The organism is Chlorobiota bacterium (assembly GCA_016700335.1).
Taxonomy (GTDB): Bacteria; Bacteroidota; Ignavibacteria; order OLB7; family OLB7.
In genome coordinates this window covers 741,374-765,342 of record CP065014.1, presented here as the reverse complement: position 1 = coordinate 765,342, position 23,969 = coordinate 741,374, and the positions used below count along the sequence as shown (strand labels likewise).

The 23,969-nt window shown below is 29.1% G+C and carries 17 protein-coding genes; 5 read left to right on the top strand and 12 right to left on the bottom strand.

All coding sequences use genetic code 11. The features are described 5' to 3' along the window. Nucleotides 1-75: 75 nt before the first annotated feature. The 9 genes from IPP08_03155 to IPP08_03115 form a co-directional block, all read right to left on the bottom strand. Nucleotides 76-1,911, bottom strand: a complete 1,836-nt coding sequence (locus tag IPP08_03155) for an excinuclease ABC subunit C (protein QQS67825.1) — start codon at nucleotides 1,909-1,911, stop codon at nucleotides 76-78. A 196-nt stretch (nucleotides 1,912-2,107) separates the two neighbouring features. After that, entirely contained in the window at nucleotides 2,108-3,067 is a 960-nt protein-coding gene (locus IPP08_03150) for an LD-carboxypeptidase (protein QQS67824.1), read from the bottom strand. Between the two features lie 210 nt (nucleotides 3,068-3,277). After that, the gene (locus IPP08_03145; protein QQS67183.1) at nucleotides 3,278-3,547 is read right to left on the bottom strand and encodes a hypothetical protein; all 270 of its coding nucleotides are present in this window, start codon (nucleotides 3,545-3,547) and stop codon (nucleotides 3,278-3,280) included. A 147-nt stretch (nucleotides 3,548-3,694) separates the two neighbouring features. After that, nucleotides 3,695-4,813, bottom strand: coding sequence for a glycosyltransferase (locus IPP08_03140; GenBank protein QQS67182.1), 1,119 nt, complete (start codon nucleotides 4,811-4,813; stop codon nucleotides 3,695-3,697). Nucleotides 4,814-4,944: 131 nt separating this feature from the next. Further along, nucleotides 4,945-5,910, bottom strand: coding sequence for an ADP-glyceromanno-heptose 6-epimerase (gene rfaD, locus IPP08_03135; GenBank protein QQS67181.1), 966 nt, complete (start codon nucleotides 5,908-5,910; stop codon nucleotides 4,945-4,947). Between the two features lie 2 nt (nucleotides 5,911-5,912). Next, nucleotides 5,913-6,128: a hypothetical protein gene (locus IPP08_03130; protein QQS67180.1), complete on the bottom strand. Its 216-nt coding sequence runs from the start codon at nucleotides 6,126-6,128 to the stop codon at nucleotides 5,913-5,915. Between the two features lie 105 nt (nucleotides 6,129-6,233). Next, nucleotides 6,234-7,553 carry a nucleotide sugar dehydrogenase gene (locus tag IPP08_03125; GenBank protein QQS67179.1) on the bottom strand — a complete coding sequence of 440 codons (1,320 nt, stop codon included), beginning with the start codon at nucleotides 7,551-7,553 and terminating at the stop codon, nucleotides 6,234-6,236. Between the two features lie 225 nt (nucleotides 7,554-7,778). Next, nucleotides 7,779-8,147, bottom strand: a complete 369-nt coding sequence (locus tag IPP08_03120) for a T9SS type A sorting domain-containing protein (GenBank protein ID QQS67178.1) — start codon at nucleotides 8,145-8,147, stop codon at nucleotides 7,779-7,781. 181 nt (nucleotides 8,148-8,328) lie between these two features. After that, nucleotides 8,329-10,374: a hypothetical protein gene (locus IPP08_03115; protein QQS67177.1), complete on the bottom strand. Its 2,046-nt coding sequence runs from the start codon at nucleotides 10,372-10,374 to the stop codon at nucleotides 8,329-8,331. A 204-nt stretch (nucleotides 10,375-10,578) separates the two neighbouring features. Here IPP08_03115 and lon point away from each other — a divergent pair, with 204 nt between their 5' ends. The 4 genes from lon (at nucleotide 10,579) to mfd (ending at nucleotide 18,422) form a co-directional block, all read left to right on the top strand. Beyond that, nucleotides 10,579-12,990 carry an endopeptidase La gene (gene lon, locus IPP08_03110; protein QQS67176.1) on the top strand — a complete coding sequence of 804 codons (2,412 nt, stop codon included), beginning with the start codon at nucleotides 10,579-10,581 and terminating at the stop codon, nucleotides 12,988-12,990. A gap of 114 nt (nucleotides 12,991-13,104) precedes the next feature. After that, the gene (locus IPP08_03105) at nucleotides 13,105-13,518 is read left to right on the top strand and encodes a Spy/CpxP family protein refolding chaperone (GenBank protein QQS67175.1); all 414 of its coding nucleotides are present in this window, start codon (nucleotides 13,105-13,107) and stop codon (nucleotides 13,516-13,518) included. Between the two features lie 359 nt (nucleotides 13,519-13,877). Then, a complete protein-coding gene (locus IPP08_03100) occupies nucleotides 13,878-14,978 on the top strand; it encodes a trypsin-like peptidase domain-containing protein (GenBank protein QQS67174.1) in 1,101 nt (366 codons plus the stop codon). Between the two features lie 156 nt (nucleotides 14,979-15,134). Then, a complete protein-coding gene (gene mfd, locus IPP08_03095; GenBank protein ID QQS67173.1) occupies nucleotides 15,135-18,422 on the top strand; it encodes a transcription-repair coupling factor in 3,288 nt (1,095 codons plus the stop codon). 49 nt (nucleotides 18,423-18,471) lie between these two features. On the opposite strand, the gene IPP08_03090 is transcribed toward mfd, so the two are convergent. From IPP08_03090 to IPP08_03080, 3 genes are read right to left on the bottom strand one after another with little or no spacing between them, the layout of a single operon-like run. Beyond that, nucleotides 18,472-19,218, bottom strand: coding sequence for an SDR family oxidoreductase (locus IPP08_03090; GenBank protein ID QQS67172.1), 747 nt, complete (start codon nucleotides 19,216-19,218; stop codon nucleotides 18,472-18,474). A 51-nt stretch (nucleotides 19,219-19,269) separates the two neighbouring features. Then, nucleotides 19,270-20,115, bottom strand: coding sequence for an isoaspartyl peptidase/L-asparaginase (locus tag IPP08_03085; protein ID QQS67171.1), 846 nt, complete (start codon nucleotides 20,113-20,115; stop codon nucleotides 19,270-19,272). A 55-nt stretch (nucleotides 20,116-20,170) separates the two neighbouring features. Further along, complete coding sequence (locus IPP08_03080) at nucleotides 20,171-21,064, bottom strand: cyanophycinase (GenBank protein QQS67170.1); 894 nt, start codon at nucleotides 21,062-21,064, stop codon at nucleotides 20,171-20,173. 244 nt (nucleotides 21,065-21,308) lie between these two features. Here IPP08_03080 and cphA point away from each other — a divergent pair, with 244 nt between their 5' ends. Then, the gene (cphA, locus tag IPP08_03075) at nucleotides 21,309-23,924 is read left to right on the top strand and encodes a cyanophycin synthetase (protein ID QQS67169.1); all 2,616 of its coding nucleotides are present in this window, start codon (nucleotides 21,309-21,311) and stop codon (nucleotides 23,922-23,924) included. Nucleotides 23,925-23,969: the final 45 nt, after the last annotated feature.

Here is a 23,969-nt window from a genome sequence, read left to right as displayed (position 1 = left end):
ATGAATTAATTTTTTATCTGAAGAGAGATAAATTAAAGATTGGTTGGGAAAATAAAGTTATTTAAAACTCAATTTTTATTCTATTGTGTTTGAAGTTTCATCTTTTTGTTTAAAATAATTAAAAACGGCTTCTCCAGTTTTATCACCTAACATATCTTTTAGCTCTTGAATTAGAGCTAATTGAACACCTCTTACAGATCCGAATTTTTCAAAAATCTTCAATGCAGTTTTAGGACCAACGCCATCAATATTAGTGAATTCAGTTTGTAAAGTCCTTTTATCTCTTAAAGATCTATGAAAAGTAATTGCAGTTCTATGGGCTTCATCTCTAATTTGTTGAAGCAACCTCAAACTACTTGAAGTTCTTGGTAAAATTAAAGATTCATCTTTTCCAGGTACAATAATTTCTTCTAGTCTTTTTGCCAATCCAATAAGTGGAATATGCTCTAAACCTAGTTCTAACATTGCTTCCATAGCAGATGATACCTGCCCTTTTCCTCCATCAATTACTATTAAATCTGGGAAAGATAGTCCTTCATCAATGACTCTTTTATATCTTCTAAAAACAGTTTCTTTCATTGTTGCAAAATCATCAATTCCAATCACATTTTTAACTTTGTATTTTTTATATTCGCTTGGTTTGGGCTTACCATCAATAAAACAGACCATTGAACTAACAGGTTCACTACCTTGAAAATTGGAGTTATCAAAACAATCAATTCGTCTTGGAGGTTTATCTAAAAACAAATCTCGTTGTAAAGAACTTAAAGTTTTTGGGATAACATCTTTGACTTTCATTTTTTGTATTTTCAAATCCTCAAGTAAAAATTTTGCATTAGTTTGAGCCATTGAAACTAACTTCTGTTTGTCCCCTTGTTTTGGGAAAACAAGTTTTACTTTTCCCTCTTTTCGTATGTCCGATAAAAATCTTTCTATCAAATCAACATCTTCAATTTCTGATGGTAACAATATTTCTTCTGGTACATCTTCACAAGTTAAATAATGCCTTCTAATAATAGAAGTTAGAATATCTTCTTCTGGCATTTCCAACACTCCGGTTAAATAGTGATGTTGTTTTCCTGTTAATCTTCCATCTCGAATTTTCAATATTACCGCACAGGCATCTTCATCTTGTGAACAATATGAAATAATATCTCTATCAGTCAAATCATCAACAACAACCTTTTGGTTACCTCTATATTCTTTTAATTTAGTTAATCTATCTCTGGAATGTGCAGCTTTTTCAAACATTAAAGCCTCTGAGTAATAAGTCATTTCACGTTCTAATTCATTTTCTAAGTCTTTTGTTTTTCCTTTAAGAACTCTTATCACTTGTATAATCATTTCATTATATTCCACACTTGATTGGTATGCTTCACAAGGACCTAAGCATTTACCTATATGATAATCCAAACAAATCTTAAATTTATTTTGTTCAATCAAGTCTTTTCTTAAATTTAAATCACAAGACCTTATCTGAAAGATTGATCTAATGGTTTTAAGCAAATATTTCATATACTTCAAATCTGTATATGGTCCAAAATATTTGCTACCATCTCTAATTTTTCTTCTTGTTGAAAATACTTTAGGAAATGGTTCGTTGGTTACTCTTATGAATGGAAATGATTTATCGTCTTTTAAAAGGATATTGTAACGAGGCTTGAACTTCTTAATTAAGGTATCTTCAAGAATTAAAGCTTCAACTGGTGAATCAGTTACAATTATTTCAATATCAAATATTTTATTTACTAATGCAATTGTTTTGGGATCTTTAGGTCTTCCCTCTTGAAAATAAGATTTAATTCGGCTTCTAAGGTTTTTTGCTTTACCTACATAAATTACAATCCCTTTTGAATCGTAATATTGGTAAACTCCAGAATCAGTTGGAAGATTCTGTATTTTATCTAAGATATTTGTTTCATTTTCCAAATAATCAAATTGTAAAATCTGAATAAATTATAAAAACAAGAGATGAATTCTTCAAGAATAATTAGTTTAAACAAACAAAATTTATGTTAACCAAATTTAAAAATAGAAATAAATTATCAAGTTAGAAAACAAAATTTATTTATGTAATTACAAATAATTTTCTAAAATTAAGTAAGTATTAAACCCAAGAAACTGCTTGTTCCTTTATTGTAAGAGTTTTAGTAAAAGAATTTAGTTCTGCTTCAACACCAATAGGAATTGTTAGTTTACTTTTTATATGACCAATCGATAATCCATAAACTACTGGGATATTAAATTTACTTAACTCTTCTTTAAGCACTTGTTCCAAAGAAGTTATCATTTTGTATTGTTCATTAACTTCTGTTAATTCACATTTTATAAATCTACCCAAAGCAATACCTGCACATTGTTTTAACTTTCCAGATAATCTTAACTGAGTTAACATTCTATCAACTCTGTAAGGTTCTTCTCCAACTTCTTCAATAAATAGGATTTTATCTTTCGTATCAATTTCATACGGAGTACCCATTAATGATGTGATTAAATACAAATTACCCCCTACAAGTTTTCCAGAAGTCTTACCTCCAACAATTGTAGAAGCCTTACTTTCACTAAATATTGTCGTGCTTTTAAACTCCTCACTTTCAAAAAATTCTCCTGCTGGCTTTTGGTTCATTAAAACCCTTTTAAAAGAATCCAAGGTAAAATCATCAAAATTTGAATATGCTACAGGTCCATGAAAAGCAACCATATTAGATTTCTGATAAACAGCTGAAACAAGCGCTGTTATATCTGAGTATCCAATTATAATCTTAGGATTTCTTCTAATTTCATCAAAGTCTAAAAGATCTAGAATTCTCATAACACCATACCCACCTCTGATTGCCATTACACATTTAACAGTTGGATTTCTGATCATAGTCATAAAATCATCAGCTCTTTGCATATCTTGAGCAGATAAATATCCAAAACTTTTAGTAAGATAAGATCCAAGAATTACTTTGAAGCCTAAACCTTCAAGTATTCTTTTTGCAGCTGTAATTTCCTCATCATTAACTCCACTAGCAGGAGCAACAATACCAATAGTATCTCCAATTTTCAGTGCTGGTGGTTTGATTAAACTATTTTGATTGTTTCGATTTGAAGTATTTTTAGAATTAGACTTAGTGAATAGGGTTGAACAAGCAGAAAGAGTAGATAAAACAGATAATCCAATAATACCTTTAATAAATTCCCTTCTTTCCTCTATTTTAAATGAATTACTTGTATTATGAATTATCTTTTTCAAATTAAATAAAATATAGTAATTCAAAATAATTAAAAAATACTATAGAGCTTCAATACCAGCAGCAGAAAGCCTTTCTTTAATAAAAGAAATAAGCTGAGTATGAGATAATGAAGTTCTTGAGTTTGATTCTAAAACTGCTTCTTCAATTGAAGTAATAGTACCCATAAGGTACAAATAAATGTGGTAACCTAACCTGATTCCATCATTCATTTCTAACCATTCCAAATTTTCTACAGATGAATAAGCAATACTAGCCAATTCATCTTTTGTCATATTTTTTATTCTTGATGTTGAAGTAGTATCATTCATAGAAAAAAAAGTAAATTGTTGATATAAGAATTAAAATATATTTACACAAAGATAATTCATACTTCTCAATAAATTGTCTCTGATTCAGATAAGATATCAAAATACATTATAAAAGTTTGAATTATAATTTTTAATTTTAACTAATTATTACAATCTAGGAGTATTCCAAGAAGCCAATCCACCTGATCTTAAAGACTTCATTGATCCAATATTTAATGCAAGTACCATTGCTGAGAAAAAAAGCAAATAATGTAGAAATGGAATTTTAATATTTATTTTATGAAACAAAAATGTGATAATTATTAATGATATAGAAATCAAACCTAAATTTGCAATTAACCAAAATATAATATTTGAATCAAAGTTTGGAAAAGTCAATAAATCATTATCTAGTTTATAACATAGAATAACTGATAATACAATTGTTGTAATTGCTGGTATAATAGAAATATTCCTTAATAATCGATGAGACCACATTTGGAATCCTATCCAAGACCTCCATGGATACTTAGTTGATTTATAACTTAAAATTGTTGACATTGCCTGCTCACCAACTCTTATTCTCCTTTTAAATTCAGACTCTAGACTTCTTTTATTTATTTCATAAATTTTTGCTTCTCTATCAAAACAAACTCTAAAACCATTATCAGGTATTGATATTGTTAGATGCAAATCATCACTCAATCTATAATCATCCATAGGGTAATAAGATCCTTTTCTAACTGCAAAACAAGGTCCTGTAGGAGCAACTGTTGAGTAAAAGTTTGCTTCATTTGAACGGAGATTTGTTTCAATTTGCAAGAATTTTTTCTCACCTTTATTTCCAATATTTTCTGCATTATCAGAATACAATATATTTGTAACAATACCTCCTACAGTAGGGTCGGTAAATGATGAAACAATTGAGTTTAAGCTATCTGGTGGCATTAATATATCAGCATCAGTAAATATAATTATTTCTGAATCAGTTTCTTGAGCTAATTCATAAACAATTTTAGTTTTACCTGTACGTTGAAATTTTTTTAGAAATATTGAACTATTAATCTTTTGGAACTCCTCTATTATTTCATCTGTTTTATCTGTTGAATAATCAGATCCTATATAAAATGAAAGTAATTCCTTAGGATAATTTAAATCTATATAACATTGTAGCCGTCCTCTGATTAATTGTTCTTCATTATGAGCTGCCATAACAAAAGAAACTTTAGGCTTGTAATTAAAATCCCTTTTTACTTTTGTTCCAAAAAATTTAGATAAGAAAGACAACAAAATGGGATACAAAAAATAAACATATATTAACCAAAATATAGATACATAAAGCAATATTTGAATTAACAATGTCACTAGATTATTAAGTTAAATGCTTGATTAATTTAATCTCATCTTAGAATAAATAACTAATAATAATTGTTTGATGAGAGAAAATTTTGAACGTAATCAGATATTCCATCTTCAATTGTAGTAAAGCCATCTTTATAACCAGAACTAATTAACTTCTCCATATTTGCTTCAGTAAAATACTGATAAGAGTTTCTAATGTCATTTGGAGTGTCTATAAACTCTAATTCAAGTTTAAGATTCATTGCTTTGAAAGTGCATAATGTTAAGTCAAAAAAACTTCTTGCAATACCACTTCCTAAATTGTAAATACCATTTTCAGGTTTATTCTGATACAAAAAATAACATACTTTACAAACATCTAACACATATATGAAATCCCTTTTTTGCTCTCCATCTTTCACATTATTAACATGAGATTTAAACAACCTCATTTTCCCATAAGTTCTAATTTGGTTAAATGCTTGATATACTACTGATGCCATTCTTGATTTATGATATTCATTTGGACCATATACATTAAAGAATTTCAATCCATACCAATTTGGGGGAGATGTCTTTTGTTTTAAAACCCATTTATCAAATTCATTTTTTGAAACCGCATAAGGATTTAAAGGCTTTAGTTTTGGAATTAAATCATAATCTTCAGTATAACCAAATTCTCCTAGACCATACGTAGCAGCACTCGAAGCATATATTAAAGGAATTGATTTTTGTGAACAAACATTCCACAATTCCTTAGAAAAATTTAAATTTAAAATTTCGAATATCGAATAGTCTTTTTCTGTTGTATCAGTCCTTGCGCCAATATGGAATAAAATTTCAATTTTCTCACTACAACTCTTTAACCAATTTATAAAAACTTCCCTTTCAATTTTTTCAGAATATATTTTATTTTCAATATTTTTTACTTTAGAAATAAATGAAAAATCATCAACTATTACGATATTATTTATTCCTTTGTCATTTAAAAACTGAATCAAACAACTACCAATAAAACCTAATGCTCCAGTAATAATTATCATCACTATTTGGATTTATGTTCTAAAATATATTTAGCTCTTACTGGCATTGCATCTTTTTTATTTAGACCACCTATAGTAGCAATGTAATATGCAGAACCAAAACACAATAAAATTGCTATAGTAGCAATAACGATTAAAAACTTTCTATTTTTAGAATTTAACTCACTGGTTCTATGAGTTTTATAATTATAAGTATTTTCCATTTGTTGTTTATACATTTTTATCAAAATTATTGATTTTTATAAAATTGGAATTTTAAATATTATTTTACAATTTTTTAAAATATGAATTCTACAAATCAAGATTCTGATTTAAATCATTTATTACTTACCATCACCTAGTAAAACTATTTTTTCTCTACCTAGTTTTACGTTTTTAGTAGCATTTCTAGTATCAATAACCACATTAGAATAATTCACAACTTCAGAGTAATCAATATCTGTATGATCAGTTGTGATAACAACTAAATCAGCACTTTGAAGCAATTCAATACTATATTTTTCAGAATTTAACTTTTGACCTAACAAATCCATTTGGGGAATAAATGAATCAACATAAACCATATTACAAGCCCCATCTTGTTTTAAAAGTTCCATAACTCTATGAGCAGGACTATGCCTTAAATCATCAACATCTCTTTTAAAAGCAACACCTAAAATTACAATTTTTGCAGTTTTTAATGTAACAGGTAAATGTGCAATTTGATGAAGTACCATCTGCTTGACGTAAAATGGCATTGATTCATTTACTTCAGCTGCTAAAGTAATAAAATTTGTTACAAAATCATGTTCACGAGCAAGCCAACTAAGGTAATATGGATCTATTAAAATACAATGTCCACCAATACCAGGACCAGGATAAAATGGCATAAAACCAAATGGCTTAGAAGCAGCTGCATCAACAACTTCCCACATGTTTACACCCCCCATTCGATCGCACAACTGAGCTAACTCATTTACTAAAGCTATATTTACAGATCTAAAAATATTCTCTAAAAGTTTCTCCATTTCAGCAACTTTTGGAGAACTGACTTCGATTACTTTATCTATGATAATTCTATTTGCTTCTGCAGCAATTTTAGTACAAACAGCAGTAACACCTCCAACAACAATAGGAGTATTTGAAGTGTGCCAATTTTTATTACCTGGGTCAATTCTTTCTGGTGAAAAAGCTAAATAAAAATTCTCACCAATTTTCCAATCATCATATTGTAAAATTGGCAAAACATAACCTTCAGTTGTATTTGGGAAAGTTGTACTTTTTAAGATAATACATTGCTCTTTTTTCCGATTTTGAGATATTCCTTCAGCTGCTTGAAGAATGTAAGAAATATCTGGTTCTTTATTTGGTGTAAATGGAGTTGGGACGCAAACATAGATTACATCACAGTTAGAGCAAACTGAAAAATCTGTTGAAGCTTGTAGTTTTTTACTTTTTAGTACTTGATTTACTTCTTCATTATTCAAATCTTGTATATAATTAACACCTAATTTTAATGAATCAATCTTTCTGGAATCAACATCAATTCCCCAAACATCAATTCCATTTTTAGCAAATTCTACAGCTAATGGAAGCCCTACATAACCCAGCCCCACAACGCCTACGGTGAATTCTTTGTTTTTAATTTTCTCTAATAAACTCATTTTTTTTAAAGTAAAAATATTATTGGCAATTACAAATAAATTATTTTATATACAAATTTAAGGTTAGAACAGTTAACTCCATAACTTTTTAAGTTACAATACATTTCAATCATTATAAAGTTGTTTATTACGTAACACTCATATCGTTTTTAAATTAAAAAAAGCAACAATGAAAAATTAATCAAAGTTGCTTTTAATAAAAATTTATTAAATACAATATAAAATTTAACCAACAATTTTAATAACCTTAACACTATTCACTGGAGAGTCATTTGCAAATAATGTACAAATATAAGTGCCTTGAGGAACTGGAATTCCATTATCATCATTCCCATCCCAAAAAATTGGGTAGTCACCTTGAGGATGCACTCCGTCATGAAGAGTTCTAACTTTCCTTCCAATAATATCAAATACTATAATTTGAATTTTTTCTACATTTGGCATCTTCAATTGAAAAGTTGTACTTGTTCGAAAGGGATTAGGATAAACCCTGCGAGCAAGTTCTAACCCAGTGTTAGCATTAAGATGTGATGATATAAGTAGTACAAAACTAAGTAATGTAACTATTAATTTATTTGAAAAGAAACTTTTCATTTTTTTAACCGATAAATGATTTTAAAACTTTTAATAACCAAAACTAAAACAAATCAACTTGAATAATTTAAAATACAAATTATTAAAAATACTTAATTACTAATTTACAAATTTTAATAACAGACGATCTAAATATTATTAAAATGTACTTTTATTAAATTACAAAACAAATAACAATCAACTAATAGAATTCCAAAACATAATCTTCTTTTAATGGAAGTTTTAATGAAACAACGTTAATGACAAATTGGTTAACTCCATTAATTTTAACATTTGAAAACCTTTTGTAAGACGAAAGACTAACGTTGCTTTCTGTTGTGATAATATTTAATGAAAAATCTCCAACTTTTGTTTTAATATTTAGGTTTGACAACACTGGAGCAATTTTTAATTCACCATCAGAAATTTTTATGCCACACAAATTTTCAATAACCATAATTATCCATTGAGCCCAACCCCAAACAATAATCCCGTTTGGGGGTAAACCTTCTGAATTTCTCTGACCATAAAATTCATGCCAACAACCACCTGAACCAGCTTTTTCAATTAGCCATTTTAATGTTCTTTCAGATTTCATATAATCTTCCATTATAAGTTGAGCTTGCAAAGCAAAACAATTTCCAAATGTCCAAGCTCCTGGTGAATCTTGGTCAGAATCATTTGGACATCTAGCATAGCCACCTAAACCATTAGTATTCCATAATTCTTCTATAGCCGACATTGTTTCAACAGCTTCTATAGAATTGTTTTCAACCATGCCATATATTATTGGGAGTATTGAAGTAATATCAGGCTCAGATTTTTTTAAGTTATTCCTAAAACTAAAACCTTTAAAATATACTTCATATTCTTCCCTTTGAAAATCTGAATTGCTAACCATATATTCCTGAACAGTTTCATCTAACAATCTTCTATGAATAAATTTATTTTTTTCTAACAGAGAATATTTTTTATGCCTTAATGTTGCTTTAATTAAATTATTTGATGATTTCTTCCATAAATTAAACTCAGCTTTATTTGATAATTGATTTGCAATTATACTAGCATATTGCAAACCATAAGCACATAACACTTGATGACCTAATTCAAATCCTTTATTAACACCCATCCAACCTAATCTTTCCCAAAAATCTCTTTCACTTAATAACAAACAAGATTTATGTACAAATTCAGGTCTTAAAACATAATTAGCTATAGATTTAATTTTTATCCAATAGCTTTTAGTTAATTCTAGATCGTTAGTATAATCTAAGTATGATTTGATAGTGCAAAGCAAAGCGCCATTTCCGTTTAACTCACTTTCTAAGCCATTCCTAAATCTATTAGACTCCATAATTTCACCATTATCTGAAACTATTTTAGAAAATATATTTGTTATAAGTTCTTGCGCTAAATTCTTATCTCCAGATAATATTGCTGCTTTTGTAACATAAGCCGAATCAAGACCCCATTGCATACCATATTGCCAGATAGATGCATCAAAGCTTCCAGTTTTTGAAACAACAGCTCTTAATCCAATTTTAGCAACATTATACAAATGGCTCACTTTAGATCCTAAACTATTATCTTTATTTAAGTTATTAGTAATATTTTCAAATTTTTTAGATTCAATCCCAATTAATCTATAATCATTCAAACTATATACTAAAACAATATCTTCCTCTTTAAGTTTATTATCAAGTTTTTGAATTGTAATAAATCTTTCAAAAGTACTCGATTCTCCAATTGATTTTAAACTAATATTTGCGTATCCAGTTGCTTTCAAACAATTATTATCTTTGTAACTAAAATCGTTAAACAAAGCTGGGTTAGCATACAAACTAACAACAACTTTATACTTAGTAACTTTATTAAATTTTACTTTTATTTGCCTGAATAATGATGAATTACAAACCATAAATTTTTCTTCTACATTTATCTCATTATTCCCCCAGCTTACAATTATACAAGCTTTATCTCCATATCCCCATTCAACTTTTGTGTTTTGGTGATCTGGTGTATATCTTTTGCCATTAGCAAGTATAAAAATTGTTGTTTTAGAGAATCCAAATTCTGGATGAAACAATAGTGAAGAGTCTTTACGAGCCCGTTTCTCTGGGTCTTGTAGTATTAATCCATATGGTGTCATTTCATGATTTTTACTCCATTGAATAGCACATGTTAATCTGCCATCACCAATAAAAAAATATTCTGTTTCTGAATTATATATATTTGAATCTGAGTGCATGTTCTGCAACTTAATATAATGGCTAATAAATAAATTTAAAAAATTAGTTACAAGGTGTTAAAATTCGATGAGTATTTGAATTATAAAAAAAGACCAATTTAATAATGAATTACAAATCAATTTAAAAAACCACACTCTTTTGTTCATATATTCGTTATTATTGGTTATGATTTGTTAGTTTTGCAAACTTTTTTTAAAAATATTATGAAAAAAATATCTATAGATTTAAAAGTTAATTTGAATATCCCAGTAGTGCCATTAAAGGAGATAATTGCATTACCACAAATATTTTTACCAGTTTTAGTTGGCAGAGAAAGTTCATTAAAAGCAGTCGAAGAAGCTTATGCGGGTGGAATTAACGTGTTTTTAGTATTACAAAAAAATGCAAATATTGAAGATCCAAAAGCTGAAGATCTTCATAAAAATGGCACAATTTGTAAAATTTCTCAAATGTTAAAAATGCCAGATGGGAAAATTAGAATGTTAGTTGAAGGTATCAAACAAGCAGTTATTTCTAATGTTAGAACCAAAGATGGTAAAATGTATGCAGATTTATCAGTACCATTAATTCCATTTGAGAACAAGAAAAAATTTACAGTTTTAAGTTCTCAAATTACAAATTTGTTTAATGAATATTCTAACCTTAATCCATTTTTACCTAAAGAATTTATTCAAACAATAACTTCTGAAGTGGATCATTTAAAAAGGTTATATTTAATGTTATCAGGATTAGATATTAATGCTGAAGATAGACAAAAGGTACTTGATGAAGTTTCAATGGAGTCAAAATTTTTGATTATGGCAACTTTGATTCAAGAAAAAATTGAGAGAACAAAAATAGAACAAGAGATAGATGATAAAGTACAAGATACTATGCAAAAATCTCAACGACAATTTATAATTCAAGAACAAATTCGTGCCCTTCAAAATGAATTAGGTGATGATTTTGAAGCATCTCCTGATTTGGCAAAAATATTTGATGCAATTAAAAAATCTGGTATGCCCCCGGCTGTTCATGAGAAAGCACTTGAGGAAATGGATAAGTTGAAAAAAACACCTTCAATGTCACCAGAATTTGGAGTAAGCAGAAACTATTTAGAATGGATTTCATCAGTCCCATGGACAACTCACACAGACGATAATCTTAATGTAAATAATGTTCAAGAGGTTTTAGATAATGATCATTATGGTTTAGAAAAAGCAAAAGAAAGAATTTTAGAATATATAGCTGTGTTATCTTTAGTTAAAGAAATAAATGGGCAAATACTTTGCTTAGTTGGTCCTCCAGGAGTAGGTAAAACATCACTTGGTAAATCTATTGCTCATGCTTTAGGTAGAAAATTTGTTAGAATATCTTTAGGTGGTGTTCGAGATGAGGCGGATATTAGAGGTCATAGAAGAACATATATAGGTTCTATGCCTGGTAAAATAATTCAATCAATGAAAAAAGCTGGTGTTGTAAATCCAGTTATTCTTCTTGATGAAATTGATAAAATGAGTAATGATTTCAGAGGTGACCCAGCTTCAGCAATGCTTGAAGTGCTTGATCCAGAACAAAATAATGCTTTCAATGATCATTATTTAGAAGTTGATTATGATTTATCAAAAGTTTTATTTATTACTACTGCCAATGTTTTGCATCAAATTCCTCTTCCTTTGCAAGATAGAATGGAGATTATTCAGCTAAATGGATATACTGACTATGATAAAATTGAGATAGCAAAAAGACATATAATTCCAAAGCAAATTATAGAACATGGTTTAAGTAGTTTCAATATTTCTTTCAACGATGATTCTATACGAAAAGTAATTAGAGAATATACTTCTGAGGCTGGTGTGAGGAGTCTTGAAAGACAAATAGCAGCAATATGCAGAAAAATTGCTAAAGAAATAGTATCAAAGAAACCTGATTTGTCAATTGTAAAAAATGAAACAAATTCTGATGTTGTAAAAGCTAAAAAGAATACTTCAAAGAAAATACTTAAAACAGAAATTTTAGTTGATAATGAATCTGTTGAGAAATATTTAAAAGTTCCTCAATTTAGAGACTCTCAAGAAGAACATGAAGATATGATAGGAGCTGCCAATGGGTTGGCTTGGACTTCAACTGGAGGCGATACATTAACTGTTGAAGTATCTATTGTTCCTGGAATTGAAAAACTAACATTAACAGGACAGTTAGGTGATGTAATGAAAGAATCGGTTGTTGCTGCTGTAACTTACATTAGGTCTCATGCAACCCAATTAGGTGTTTCTGAAAGTTTCTACAAAGGTAAGGAAATTCATGTACACGTTCCAGAAGGTGCCATACCAAAGGATGGTCCTTCGGCTGGTATTACAATGGCAGTTGCAGTTGTTTCAGCTGCTGCTAAAATTCCAGTAAGATGGGATGTTGCCATGACTGGAGAAATAACTTTAAGAGGTAAAATTTTAGCAATAGGTGGCTTAACTGAAAAACTAATTGCTGCTAAAAGAGCAAATATTAAAACAATTATTATTCCTAAAGATAATGTTAAAGATTTATCAGAAATTTCAAGTAAGGTAACTGATGGTTTAGAAATTATACCAGTATCTTATCTTACTGAAGCTGTTCCTTATATTTTTAGAAAAGGTTAATGACTTCTTTATCAAAATATTTTTAATACATTTTATTTTTTTAATAAACCTTTATTGAATTAAAAAGTCATCAACGTAACTTTGTGAATTTGAAAAAACCAATTAACTATTATTATGCATAATAAACTATTTACAATCTTAGGAATATGTTTGTTGAGTTTTGGGTTTGCTCATGTAACTTTAGCACAACCTAAAGTAGCGAGCACTGACCCAGACATTGAGCAACAACTAAATTTATCTGATGCTCAAAAAACAAAATTGAAATTGTTAAGGTTAAAGTTTAAAGCTGAAACTAAAGATATTAATATTGAAATCGCCAGATTAGTTGATGAAGAAAGAACAATAAAAAAAGAAACTCCAACAAATCTGGTTGCACTAAAATCTGTTTTAAAAGAAAGAGCTGAAAAAGAAGTTGAATTATCTTTAGCTCTTAGTAGATTTGAAGAAAAACAACTTGCAATTTTAACAAGCGATCAAAAGCAACTTTTAAAAAGATTGAAATCTGAAAAAGATAAAAATCAAGATTAAGATAGCTCCAGTTTTAGAGAAAAATTTTAAACCATAATTTATTGATTATGGTTTTTTTATAATGCCCTATTCCATTTAGAAATGAGATTAACTAATTTATTATTTTATTTGATAATAAGATTTTTCATTTAAAATTGTTATCAACTGTTTTATAATTTAGGTTTATTTAAATCTTTACAATATCCAACCATTATTACTTTTAACTTCATTAATTTTCAGATTCGTATTTTATTATTTTTATGGATTAACTTTTGAGTCCTTTTGATTATCTTTGTTTATTACTTGAAAGAATAAAATTAATTATAATTAGTCAATAGATTCCTTGTCCTACTCATTTTAGAACTTATTTTCAATTGTTTATGAACATACAAGAAGTTACAAATTCATATCAAAACATTATAATTCAAATAGCTTCTAGAACAGGCACAGGTAGTGGATTTTACCTAAAAGATTATAATTTAATTGTTACTAATAAACATGTTGTAGGGGAAAATTCTGAAGTTGTAATTTCTGGAAAGTTATTTCCACAAATGTTAAGTAAAGTTCTTTTTAATGACTCCTTACATGATGTAGCTTTTTTAGTTCCACCAAAAGACATTGATTTTCCTACTGCTAAAACTTCACTACCTCATTCAGTTAAGGATGGGGATGAAGTTGTTGCAATTGGTCATCCTTACGGATTAAGTTATACTGTGACTTCTGGAATTGTATCAAAAGCCGAAAGGATTCATGAAGGTACAAAATATATTCAGATCGATGCTGCCATCAATCCAGGAAATAGTGGTGGAGCTTTAATAAATATGGATGGTGAAATAGTTGGGATGAATACCTTTATAATTAAAGGTGGCGATAATTTAGGATTTGCACTTCCAGTAGAATATATATTGGAAAATTTAGAAAACTACAAACCTCATTATGGAACATTTGCAATTAAGTGTGAATCTTGTGGTAGTGTTGTTACAATTGAAACGCTTGATGATGGTAAATATTGCTCAAGTTGTGGTGTTGAAATTAAAATGCCACAATTAGAAACTGAAGAAAAAATAATATTGTCGAATGCAGCTACAATTATTGAGAATGTACTTGTTAAATTAAATTATGATCCTAAGTTATGTAGAAAAGGAAGTAACAATTGGTCTTTAAAAGCTGGTAACTCAATTGTTACAATTAACTACCATTTTCAAAGTACTGCGGCAATTATTTTTAATTCACTATTGTGTCAGATACCCAAAACGAATATTTCTCAATTGTATGAATATATGCTCAAAGAATGTGGAAAACCAGGTTCATTTAATTTAAACATAGTAAACCAAGATGTTTTTATTTCATTTGTTGAATACGATACGCATATAACTGAAATAAATGCATTTGAATTTATTTCTGATTTTCTTTCAAAGGCTTCTAATTATTATGATGTACTAATAAATCAATATGGTGCTTTAGTTAGAGAATTTGAATAAATAATTTGGATGATATATTTTGAAAGAGTCCGTAAGGTATTTTATAGTATCTTCTTCGGACTTTTTTTAATATTATGTAATTGAATTTTTTTTGTTTAAATCATTTTATAGTTTTAAGTATTAGAAGAAATTGTTAATTAAAAAATTATTATTTCATTGAAAAGAATTCTTGACCAAATAAGTAATAGTAAGGAATTAAACACTTTAATTGAAGAAATTAAGGTGTCAAGAAGTATTAAGATTAAAGGTCTAGCTGGGTCATTAAAATCTTTATATCCATCATTAGTTCATCAAAGAACAGGTGAACCAGTGCTTATTATAACAGAAGATCCTATTGAAGCAAACGATTTGTACACTGATATTTGTTCACTCATTGGAGGAGAGAATACAACCCTTTATCATGAAGAGCACCACACTCAAGTAGCAATAAGAGAAAGTGTTGAAGCTGAGTTAGTATCATTAACCGATGCTTTAAAAGTAATTTCAAGCCAACCAAACAGAGTTATTATTACTGATATTGAATCATTAATAGCTAAAGTACCCCCACCATTTGAAATGAATTCAAGTTCATTGAATTTAAAACAAGGGGATAATGTAAATATGTTAGAATTGGCTCATAGGCTTGCATTAGGAGGATTTGAAAAAAATGAAATTGTTTCCTCAATTGGTGAATATGCTGTACGAGGTGGGTTATTGGATTTGTTCCCATTAGGACTAACAAATCCATTGAGAATCGAATTTTTTGGAGATGAGATTGACTCTATTAGAGAATTTGATACAATGTCTCAAAGATCTATAAAAGAATTCAATGAAATAGATATTACTACAAGAGTTTTTCATTCTGATGATGAAATTAATTTATCATCAACATTGATAAATTATTTATCTGATAGCACTTTAATTTTTGTTGATGAACCAGAAAGAATATTTGGTATGATAAACGTGAAAGTAGATGAGAGATTTTTGTCATCAATCAACAACTTCAAGCAAATATTACATTCTAGTTTTTATAATGACGAAGTAATAGTTGTAAATTCTGAATCACAACCCTTGACAAATGCCACATTAAGAGAAATATGCAATTTAATTAATACGTTTTATAAAGACAATTACAAAATTTATATACTCTCTGAAGGAATTGACGCAAAAAGAAGAATTGAGGATTTATTGGAAAGTGAATGTGATAGAGCATTTGAAAGTGGTGAAGAATATTCATTTAATCCTGTTGATTTAACACTCACTCAAGAAAGTTTAGCACAAGGGTTTATATTAAATCAAAAGAAAATAGCAATTTTAACTGAGCATCAGTTATTTGAAAGAAGAAGAACTAATATTAAAACTTCTTCCAGAAATAAAAAGTTTAAAGGATTTACATTTAGAGAATTAAAGCAATTACATAAGGGTGATTATGTTGTTCATGTTGATAAAGGGATTGGGCAATTTATGGGTCTTGAAACAATTTCAGTAGCTGGTGCTGAAGCAGAAGCAGTAAAACTTAGATATGCAGAAAATGATTATCTTTTTGTGAACTTGAGTTTTATAAATAGATTACAAAAATATTCATCTAAAGAAAGTACTGAACCAAAACTTAACAAACTTGGTACTCAAGATTGGGAAAGAACTAAAGCTAAAGCAAAGAAAAGATTAAAGGATATTGCAAGAGAGTTGATTACTCTTTATGCTGAGAGAAAAAGACAAAAAGGCTTTGCTTACTCAACTGATACTACTTGGCAAAGAGAACTTGAAGCATCTTTTATGTATGAAGATACAGATGATCAAGCTAGAACTACTGTCGAAATAAAAAAAGATATGGAAAGCTCTACACCTATGGATAGATTAGTTTGTGGTGATGTTGGTTTTGGGAAAACAGAAGTTGCTGTTAGAGCCGCTTTTAAAGCAGTGCAATCAGGAAAACAAGTCGCAGTTCTTTGCCCTACAACAATTTTGGCCCAACAACATTATAATACTTTCAGAGATAGATTAGGCCGATATGCTGTTAATGTTGATTTACTTTCAAGATTCAGATCAAAAAGTGAACAAAATTCAACACTCAAAAAGTTAACTGAAGGTGGGGTAGATGTATTGATTGGAACACATAGAATTTTATCAAAAGATATTAGTTTCAAAGACATTGGTTTGCTAATAATTGATGAAGAGCAAAGATTTGGTGTTTCAGCTAAAGAAAAATTAAGAATGATTCGTGCTAACATTGACACATTAACTCTTACAGCAACCCCAATTCCCAGAACTTTAAATTTTTCTTTACTAGGTGCAAGAGACTTATCCTTAATAGAAACTCCCCCAAGAAATAGATTACCAATCCATACAGAACTAATTCAATGGAATGATGAAACAATAAGAGAAGTTATTCAAAATGAAATTAAACGTGGTGGGCAATGTTTTTTTGTTCATTGGAAAATAAGTGATATTGAAGATATTTCTGCAAAAATTAGAGAACTTGTTCCTAATTCTAGAATCACAATAGCACACGGACAGTTATCCCCAAATGTTGTTGAAAAAAATGTAATGGCATTTATTGAAAAAAAATTTGATATCCTGATTGCTACAAAGATTATTGAATCAGGGATTGATATTCCTGCTGTTAATACAATGATTGTAAATAGAGCTGATAAATACGGTTTGGCAGAGCTGTACCAACTTAGGGGAAGAGTTGGTAGATCTAATATCCAAGCATTTTGTTATATGATTGTTCCACCATCAGCAAGTATATCAAAGATTGCAATGAGAAGGTTGCAAGCTATAAGTGAACTCACTGATTTAGGTTCTGGAATGAAGCTAGCAATGAAAGATATGGAGATAAGAGGAGCAGGGAATTTACTTGGTGGAGAACAATCTGGTTACATTGATGACATTGGTTTTGAACTATATCAGAAAATAATAGATGAAGCAGTAAGTGAGCTTAAAAACGAAGAGTTCAAAGGTATGTTTAATGAAAATATTGAAGAAGACAAACTTCCATTTAATGAAGCAATTACCATTGAAACTGAACAAGATGCTTTAATTACTAAAACATATATTCCCTCAGATTCTGAACGTTATGATTTTTATTTAAGAATGTATTCAAGTCGTGATGAATCTACCATAACAAACATTGAAAATGAAATGCGCGATAGATTTGGTAAGCTTCCAGTTAAAACTGATCGTCTATTTGAGGTTGTTAAGCTTAGACTTTTAGCTATGAATACTGGAGTTGATAAAATTATTCTTCAACATAATAAAATGATTTTAGAATTACCAAACGAAAACAACAAACTGTTTTACGAAAAACATTTCAAAAAAATTCTACAATCTATTAGTAAAATTCCAAATTCCAGTCCAGAGGCAAAAGGAAAATCTTTAAGGGTTATTATTGAAGGTGTAAATAGTATTCAAATGGCATATAGTATTATTAATCAAATAGTATTGGAGTTAAAAATTGTATGAGATTTGTAAAAATTAAATTTTCAAAATTAATTCTTGATATTTTCAGTATTTATTCTTGAGATGTATCTTGAGATGTATCTTGAGATAGATGCAAACCTCCATCAATAATTAGAGTTTGCCCTGTAATATATGTTGTTGTAGTTGCAAAAAAATAAACAGCAGAAAAAATATCTTCGGTTGAGCCATATCTTTGCATTGGAATTTTTTTAACATCAATTAGGTTTCCTTCTGCTGGTTCATCTTCTAAATTTATAGCTCCTGGAGCTACAGAATTAACTGTAAAATTTGGTGCTAAAGATCTGGCTAATACCTTGGTTAATTGAATTACAGCTGCTTTAGAAACATTGTAAGGAATTCTATCTTTCCAAATTTGAATGCCCCCAAGTGAAGAAAAATTTATTATTCTTCCTTTAGTAAATAATTTTGCATAAGCTTGAGAAGCAAAAAATTCTCCAAATAAATTTACATTAAAAACTTCTCTCCATAGCTCTTCATTCACCTCTAATAAAGTACTTTTCGATGGATATATTCCTGCATTATTAACAAGAACATCTATTGTTCCAAAATATTCTTTTGCTTCTAAAATTGCATTATAAATTGATGCTTTATCTTTAACATCACCTTTAAATAATTTTGCTTTAATACCATACTTTTGTAAATCAAATAAAGTATTTTCTGCTTTATCTTTAGAAGAAAAATAGTTAACTGCAACATTCCAACCTTGTTGAGCAAAATTTAATACCAATGCTCTTCCTATTCTTCTAGCAGATCCAGTAATAAAAACAGTTTTATTCAAATTAAATTATATTATGGGATAAAAAATAAATTGGAATTTATACAACAATAATTAATCAAAAATTCTTAAATTTTCACCATCATATTGAGCATAAACAATGCTAGGGATAGACTCTTTATGATAAAAATTACCATATTTATCAATTCCTATTGCTCCAGCAAATCCATCAAATTCATTCAACTCGGCAAAAGTTTTTTTGAATGAATCTTCTATTGTTAATCCATCAGTTACTCTAATTACAATTGATGATGCCAAAGCAACTCTTACAATGTCCTCACCAATACCAGTGCAAGAAACTGCACAGTTCTGATTCGCAAAATTACCAGATGTTGTTGCAGAATCTGATATCCTTCCTAGCATTTCGAATCCTTTTCCACCAGTAGAAGTAGCAACTGCAAGATTTGAATTGTCATCTAATGCAACACAACCAACAGTACCAGAACCATTCCCTGCTTTACGCAAATTATATTCATCTTTCCTTTGATCAGTAATTGGGTTGTAATATGAAAAACCTATTTTGGAAGCGAATAAATTTGCACCTTCTCCCCCTATAACTTTATCATCATAATCTAATAATTTTTCAGCAACTAGAATTGGATTTTTTATGTTTTGAATATTAACTACTCCAGCGAATTTTTTAGTAACTCCATCCATTATTGAAGCACTCATTCTAATTTCTCCATCACTTTGTATTTGAGATCCAGTTCCAGCATTGAACCAATGAGAATCTTCTAACAATGATACAACATAAGATACTGTTTGCAGTGACGAATGATTTTTTAAATAATCATAACCTAATAAAATTATCTCCTTTAACGAATCTTGTTTTGAAATTTTAGTATTCAGATCTGTTTCATGTTCACTAAAAAAACCACCATGTATAATTAATTTACACAATTTATATTTTAAGTATTATTTATAGATTATTTCAAGACACATATAGTAGTCAATATTAATTTTCATCATTTTTTTCTAATTGATGTACAACTTCTGAAATATTAAATTTATGTTTTTCCAAATTATATTTATCTCCTTTAGCTAAAACATGTACAATCAAATTACTTATAGAAATTGGTTCACCCATATTAATTTGGGTAATATTTGTTTGATCTATTTTCCTGCCATCAACTAACATAACTAACCCAGAACCTATTGCCTCCATCAATTTACCTTGAGTAATTAATAATCCAGTATCTTCACCAAGACCAATACCTAATACTCTCGGATTACCAACAACGGCTTGAAACAATCTTCCAATTCTTCCTCTATGAACAAAATGAGTGTCAATAATAACATCATCTATTAAACCTAAACCAGAAGTAATTTTGATCTCACCTTTTAGTAAAGCTTCACTTGCCGAACCTTGATAAATCATATTTGTAGAGCAGGCAGCAGCTCCAGCTGAGGTTCCAGCAATAAGAAATTCGTGATTAAGATATTTGTCTTCCAATAAATTATGGAAATTAGTTCCACCTAAAATTGATGTTAATCTTAATTGATCGCCTCCAGTAAACATTACTATATCAGCGTTTTTCAGTCGATTACAAATGAGATCACTATTTGCAGTTTCTCTTGAAAGAATATTCATAACATCAACATTTTCAACACCAAGGTATGAGAATGCTTTAACATATTCTTTTCCAACAATTTCGGGGATTTGTGAAGCAGTTGTTACAACTTCAATTCTTGAGAAAATACCTTTTGATGACTCGATAATAATTCTTTTTAAAATTCCTTCTTCAAAAAAATTTATATTTTTTTCAATTTCATTTTCATAATTTTTTTCTGTAAAACTTCCTTTATCAACAGCCCCCCCTATGATTATTAATTTTCCTTTTGGTGTCATATTTTATAAATAAATTTAGTCGGCAAAAATCGTGAATTTTATATACTCTTCAACAAAAATAAATATTTTAATTCGTAAGTGAATTTTTAGTTTTATTTTGTTATTGAAATATATCTTAATTGTAAAAGTAATATAAACAATGTAATCATTAATTTTTATTTGAAATTTGTAATAATTAAATTGTTTTCAATTCCAGTATATTTTTATTCAATTAAATCATTCTAACTTTTTTTCCAATCAATTAATGAGAATATTAAAGATACAAGCTTTGCGAGGTCCTAATATATGGAGTATTAATCGTAAAAAATTAATTCAAATGAGAATTGATTTAGAAGAGTTAGAGCAGTTACCAACAAATAAAATTGAAGGCTTTAGTAATAGGCTTGAAGCAATGTTCCCATCAATGTATAGCCATAGATGCAGTAAAGGAGTTCCTGGAGGTTTTTTTTCAAGAGTAATTGAAGGTACATGGATGGGTCATGTTATTGAGCACATTGCTTTAGAAATTCAAACCTTAGCAGGAATGGACACAGGGTTTGGCCGTACTAGAGAGACAAAAACGTCAGGAGTTTATAATGTAGTTTTTAGTTATATGGAAGAAAATGTTGGAATGTTTGCTGCAGAATCATCAGTAAGAATTTCTGAAGCTTTGATTTCTGGAGTAGAATATGATTTAGCATCTGATATAAAAAAAATGCGTGAAATTAGAGAGTATGTTAGATTAGGACCAAGTACTGGTTCGTTAGTAGATGAAGCAGTTGCAAGGGATATTCCATGGATAAGATTAGGTACAAATTCACTTATTCAACTTGGTTATGGAAAAAATCAAGTTAGGTTTCAAGCAACTATAACACAAAATACTAGCAACATAGCTGTTGATATTGCTTGTAATAAAGAGCAAACAAAACGAATGCTTGATATGGCATCTATACCAGTTGCTAAAGGTTCTATTGCAGTTGATGAAGAGGATTTGAAAGATATTATTGATAGTATCGGTTATCCAATTGTTTTAAAACCATTAGATGGGAATCATGGTAAAGGAGCATCAATTAATGTAAATAACTTTGAAGATGCAATTGCTGGTTTAGCTTTTGCTCAAAAATACTCTCGTAAAGTTATAGTAGAAAAATTTGTAACGGGATTTGATTTTCGAATATTAGTTATTAATAATCAAGTTGTGGCTGCTGCCCAAAGAGTTCCAGCAAATGTTATTGGAGATGGAATCAATTCAATAGAAAAATTAATTGAAATAGAGAATAAAGACCCTAGAAGAGGATATGGACATGAGAATGTTCTAACAGAAATTGAAATTGATCGCGATACTCTTGATCTACTTGAGAAATTAGATTATACTATAGATTCTGTTCCTAAAAATAATGAAATTGTTTATTTAAAATCGACTGCAAATTTAAGTACTGGAGGAACTTCAATAGATATAACTGATATGCTTCACCCAGAAAATATTTTTCTATCTGAAAGAGTATCAAGAGTCATTGGTCTTGATGTGTGTGGAATTGATATAATGGCAAAGAATTTAACTGAACCACTTTCAGAAAATGGTGGTGTGGTTTTAGAGGTAAACGCTGCTCCAGGATTTAGAATGCATTTAGCACCTGCTGAAGGTTTACCACGCAATGTTGCTTCCCCTGTAATTGATATGCTTTATCCATTAGGAAAACCTTCTAGAATACCTATAATTGCAGTTACTGGTACAAATGGAAAAACTACTACTACAAGGTTACTTGCACACATTGTTAAAAACTCTGGTAAAAGAGTTGGTTTCACAACTTCAGATGGTATTTATGTTCAAAATCATATGCTTCAAAAAGGTGATACAACTGGTCCAATGAGTGCAGAATTTATTTTAAAAGATCCTACAGTTGAATTTGCATTATTAGAAACCGCTCGTGGAGGTATTTTAAGAGCAGGATTAGGCTTTAGTAGATGTGATATAGGTATTATTACTAATATACGAGAAGATCATTTAGGATTAAATGATATTGAGAATTTAGATGATTTAGGAAGAGTAAAATCGGTTGTTGTAAAAAGTATAAAAAATGATGGGTGGGCAGTATTAAATGCATCAGATGATCAATGCGTTAAAATATCAAAAGATTTAGATTGTAATGTATCATTCTTTAGTTTAGATGAAAACAATCCTATAATAGTTGAGCATTGTAAAAAAGGTGGCATTGCTGCAGTTTATGAGAACGGTTTTATTACTATAAAAAAAGGAGACTGGAAAATTCGTATTGAAAAAGTAACAACAATACCTTTAACATATGGTGGCAAAGCTAAATTTATGGTTGAAAATGTTTTAGCTGCATCATTAGCTGCATATCTGTGGGGTTTTAAAACAGAATTAATTAAACTTTCTTTGGAAACATTTATTCCATCTCCAGCATTAACTCCTGGTAGAATGAATATATTTAACTTTAAGAAATTCAAGTTAATGGTTGATTTTGCACATAATCCTGCTGGTTATACAGCAATTGAAGATTTCCTTACTTCAATTACAGCCACAACGAAAATTGGTATAATTGCTGGAGTTGGCGATAGACGCAACCAAGATATTACTGATTGTGGTATGATTGCAGCGAGAATGTTTGATCATATAATAATTAGACAAGAAAAACATTTAAGAGGAAGAGAAGCTCAAGAGATTATTGACCTTATAGTTGAAGGGATTAAGTCTGTAGATAAAATTGTAACATATGAAGTTATTCCAAAAGAAGTTGAAGCCATTAAGCATGCAATTTCAACTGCAGAAGAAGGTGCTTTTATTACTGCATTAAGTGACGTTGTTACTAATGCTATTGAGATTGTTCAAGTATATTTGGATAAAGAATCTGGGTTGTAATTTTTAGTTTTAATTTAAAAGCCTAACCAAATTTCAAATCGGTTA

Coding starts and splice junctions, on each gene's coding strand:
- IPP08_03145 (QQS67183.1), bottom strand. CDS start 3,547: ATGAATGATACTACTTCAACATCAAGAATAAAAAATATGACAAAAGAT.
- rfaD (QQS67181.1), bottom strand. CDS start 5,910: ATGATAATTATTACTGGAGCATTAGGTTTTATTGGTAGTTGTTTGATT.
- IPP08_03130 (QQS67180.1), bottom strand. CDS start 6,128: ATGTATAAACAACAAATGGAAAATACTTATAATTATAAAACTCATAGA.
- IPP08_03125 (QQS67179.1), bottom strand. CDS start 7,553: ATGAGTTTATTAGAGAAAATTAAAAACAAAGAATTCACCGTAGGCGTT.
- IPP08_03120 (QQS67178.1), bottom strand. CDS start 8,147: ATGAAAAGTTTCTTTTCAAATAAATTAATAGTTACATTACTTAGTTTT.
- IPP08_03115 (QQS67177.1), bottom strand. CDS start 10,374: ATGCACTCAGATTCAAATATATATAATTCAGAAACAGAATATTTTTTT.
- lon (QQS67176.1), top strand. CDS start 10,579: ATGAAAAAAATATCTATAGATTTAAAAGTTAATTTGAATATCCCAGTA.
- IPP08_03105 (QQS67175.1), top strand. CDS start 13,105: ATGCATAATAAACTATTTACAATCTTAGGAATATGTTTGTTGAGTTTT.
- IPP08_03100 (QQS67174.1), top strand. CDS start 13,878: ATGAACATACAAGAAGTTACAAATTCATATCAAAACATTATAATTCAA.
- IPP08_03080 (QQS67170.1), bottom strand. CDS start 21,064: ATGACACCAAAAGGAAAATTAATAATCATAGGGGGGGCTGTTGATAAA.
- cphA (QQS67169.1), top strand. CDS start 21,309: ATGAGAATATTAAAGATACAAGCTTTGCGAGGTCCTAATATATGGAGT.